Annotated in this window: 4 protein-coding genes; 1 reads left to right on the plus strand and 3 read right to left on the minus strand. The window is 73.0% G+C overall.

Going from position 1 to position 2,379, the window contains the following annotated elements; genetic code table 11:
- Window positions 1–44: 44 nt before the first annotated feature.
- A complete protein-coding gene (locus tag ACWCO3_RS34005) occupies window positions 45–302 on the minus strand; it encodes a MarR family winged helix-turn-helix transcriptional regulator (protein WP_450014065.1) in 258 nt (85 codons plus the stop codon).
- A gap of 95 nt (window positions 303–397) precedes the next feature.
- Here ACWCO3_RS34005 and ACWCO3_RS34010 point away from each other — a divergent pair, with 95 nt between their 5' ends.
- Complete coding sequence (locus ACWCO3_RS34010; RefSeq protein WP_450014066.1) at window positions 398–829, plus strand: MarR family winged helix-turn-helix transcriptional regulator; 432 nt, start codon at window positions 398–400, stop codon at window positions 827–829.
- A 42-nt stretch (window positions 830–871) separates the two neighbouring features.
- Here the strand turns inward: ACWCO3_RS34010 and ACWCO3_RS34015 are convergent, their stop codons facing one another.
- Entirely contained in the window at window positions 872–2,062 is a 1,191-nt protein-coding gene (locus tag ACWCO3_RS34015; protein WP_450014068.1) for a GNAT family N-acetyltransferase, read from the minus strand.
- A 42-nt stretch (window positions 2,063–2,104) separates the two neighbouring features.
- The coding region (locus ACWCO3_RS34020) for an arginase family protein (RefSeq protein ID WP_450014070.1) at window positions 2,105–2,379 on the minus strand (275 nt) is incomplete at its 5' end.

The following is a 2,379-nucleotide window of genomic DNA, read 5'->3' on the forward strand; positions in this document are numbered from 1 at the left end:
GTCGGGCTCACCCTGCCGGTCACCGAGCCGACCGGGCAGGACCACTACCTGCACCCCGACCCGACAATCGCACCGGAGTTACTGACCGCGCTGCGGTCGATGCCGCAGCGTCGGCCCAGGTCGGCCTGGCTCGCGGGGCCGTCCTCGGCCAGCGCGGCGAGCAGCCGGTAGTGGTAGCCGCGCAGGTCGTGCGCGGCGAAGCCCTCGCTGAGCAGGCGGGTGGCGTGGGCGGCGGTCTGGTTGAGCAGCCAGGTCGGGGAGGTGCGGAGCCCGGCGGGTGACTGTGGGGCGGTCGACTCCATGGCGGCAGCCTAACAGGAATCGTTGGCGTGACCCACGATCCGTGCTACGTTGGTTGCGCCAACGTTGGTGCCACCAACGTTCAGAAGGAGGCGTCATGTCCACCGCTCCCACCCTCAACGGCCAGGTCATCGGCCAGGCCCACTACGCCACCCGGGCCCTGCTGGAGCGTGCCGTCGCGCCGCTCGGGCTCAACTTCGGCCAGGTCCTCGTGCTCAACGTCCTCGCCGACGGGCCCGTCGAACGCGATCACCTCACGCACCGGATCACCAGCACACTCAAGGTCGACGGGCCGGCCGTGCAGGAGGTGATCGCTCGCCTCGTCGACGCGAACCTCGCGCAGGACGACACCGACGGCACACGGCTCCGGCTCACCGACACCGGTCACGCGACGCAGGCCCGCGTCGCGGAGGCCGTCTCCGGCATCACCGCCCGCCTCTACGCGGACATCCCCGCCGACGAGGCGAGCGCCGCCGCCCGGGCGCTCACAGTCATCACCCAACGCGCGAACGCCGAACTGGCGGCCTGAGCGGCACTCGCGCGGGCCGGACCGGCCAGGGGCCTCGACCGGTCAGAAGTAGTCGAGCACCTGGGCCGGGCCGCCCGCGCCCAGCAGATCCAGAGCGTCCGGTGCGACACCGGCGGTGTGCAGCAGGCCCGCCTGCGCGACCGACCGGGCACCGGACGCCCCGGTGTACAGCAACGCGAAACCGCGCACATCCAGCCGCAGATCCGCCTCACCGTCGAGGCGGACCAGCTCGGCCGCGCCGTCGGCGACAGCCAACCGCCAGGTGCCGGTGTTCCACTCGGCGAGCGGATCGGTGAGGCTGAAGTCCACGAAACCCCGGACGTGGGCCGGCCACCCACGGGCGCTCACCGCGCGGGCGACGTCGACAGGCCGGTGCATCCACAGATCCCGTTCGTGGTCGCGGGCCGACTCCAACGGCAGGCAGGTGCTCACCGCGTCGCCGTCGAGCGGACACAGTCGCACTGTCGGCGCGACGCTCGCCCAACTGGCCAGCACACCGACGAGCTCCCGGGCGGCCTCGGCGGTGACCGCCAGGGCCTCGTCGACAGTGAGCACCGAGTCGGCACCGTAACCGCGGCCCCGCTGCCAGGTGGCGTAGCCGACCAGCGCGCCGTCGGTCTCGACGAGGGTGAGCCCGTCGCCGGGCAGGCCACCGTCAGCGGCGTGGAAGTCGAACAACTCGCCCTGGCGGGTCAACAGCCCGTTGCGGTGCCGGGTGACCTGCTCGTAGAGGGCGGCGACGGCCGGCAGGTCGGCCGCGGTGCCCGCACGCACCGCGAACCGCGGGTCGGGTCGGTGCCGGGGCAATGTGGCGGTGGCCAGGTCGACGGTCCGCAGCACCCCGGCGGTCTCCCACCCGCAAGCCCGGTACGGAGCGGCGACGGTCGGGTAGAGCGCGCTGACGGCCGCACCGCGCTCGCGGGCGCCGCGCAGCAACGCGGTGAGCATGGCACGAGCCACTCCCCGACCACGGGCCTCGGGGGCGACCGCCACACCCGCCACGTCGGCGGCCGACACCGCCCGCCCCGACCACCACTGGTCGTGATGCAGGTCGACGGCCTTACCGACGAGCCGCCCGGCCTCGTCGAACGCGCCGTAGCGCGTCAACCCGGGTACCTCGGCGGTCACCTGCGCCGGTCGCTGCGGGTCGGAGCCGAACGCGAACCGGCCCAGTTCCCAGGCGGCGTCGAGGTCGTCGGCGGTAAGTTCACGCACGTGCGGGGTGGCGGGCATCGGCACACCGTAGCGAGGCGGCTCCGCGCGCCGACAGCCGTTTTACGGCCGTCGTACAGTCTGTCGCTCTCCGATGAGCCCGAGCGCGTCCAGCACGTCGCCGAGCACCCGCTGGTCGTGCTCGAGCTGCGGAACGTACTCGGTGATTCCCACTCCGACCACCTGATGGTGGGCGCGCACGGCGGTCAGCGACCGTGCCAGCGCGGCGGCTGTCAGGCCGCCGGGGGTGGGCACCGCCACGGCAGGCAACGCGGACGGGTCCAGCGCCGCGATACTGACGAAGGCTTGAACGTTGAGCAGTAGCAGGACCACACCGA

Source organism: Micromonospora sp. NPDC002411 (genome assembly GCF_053592955.1).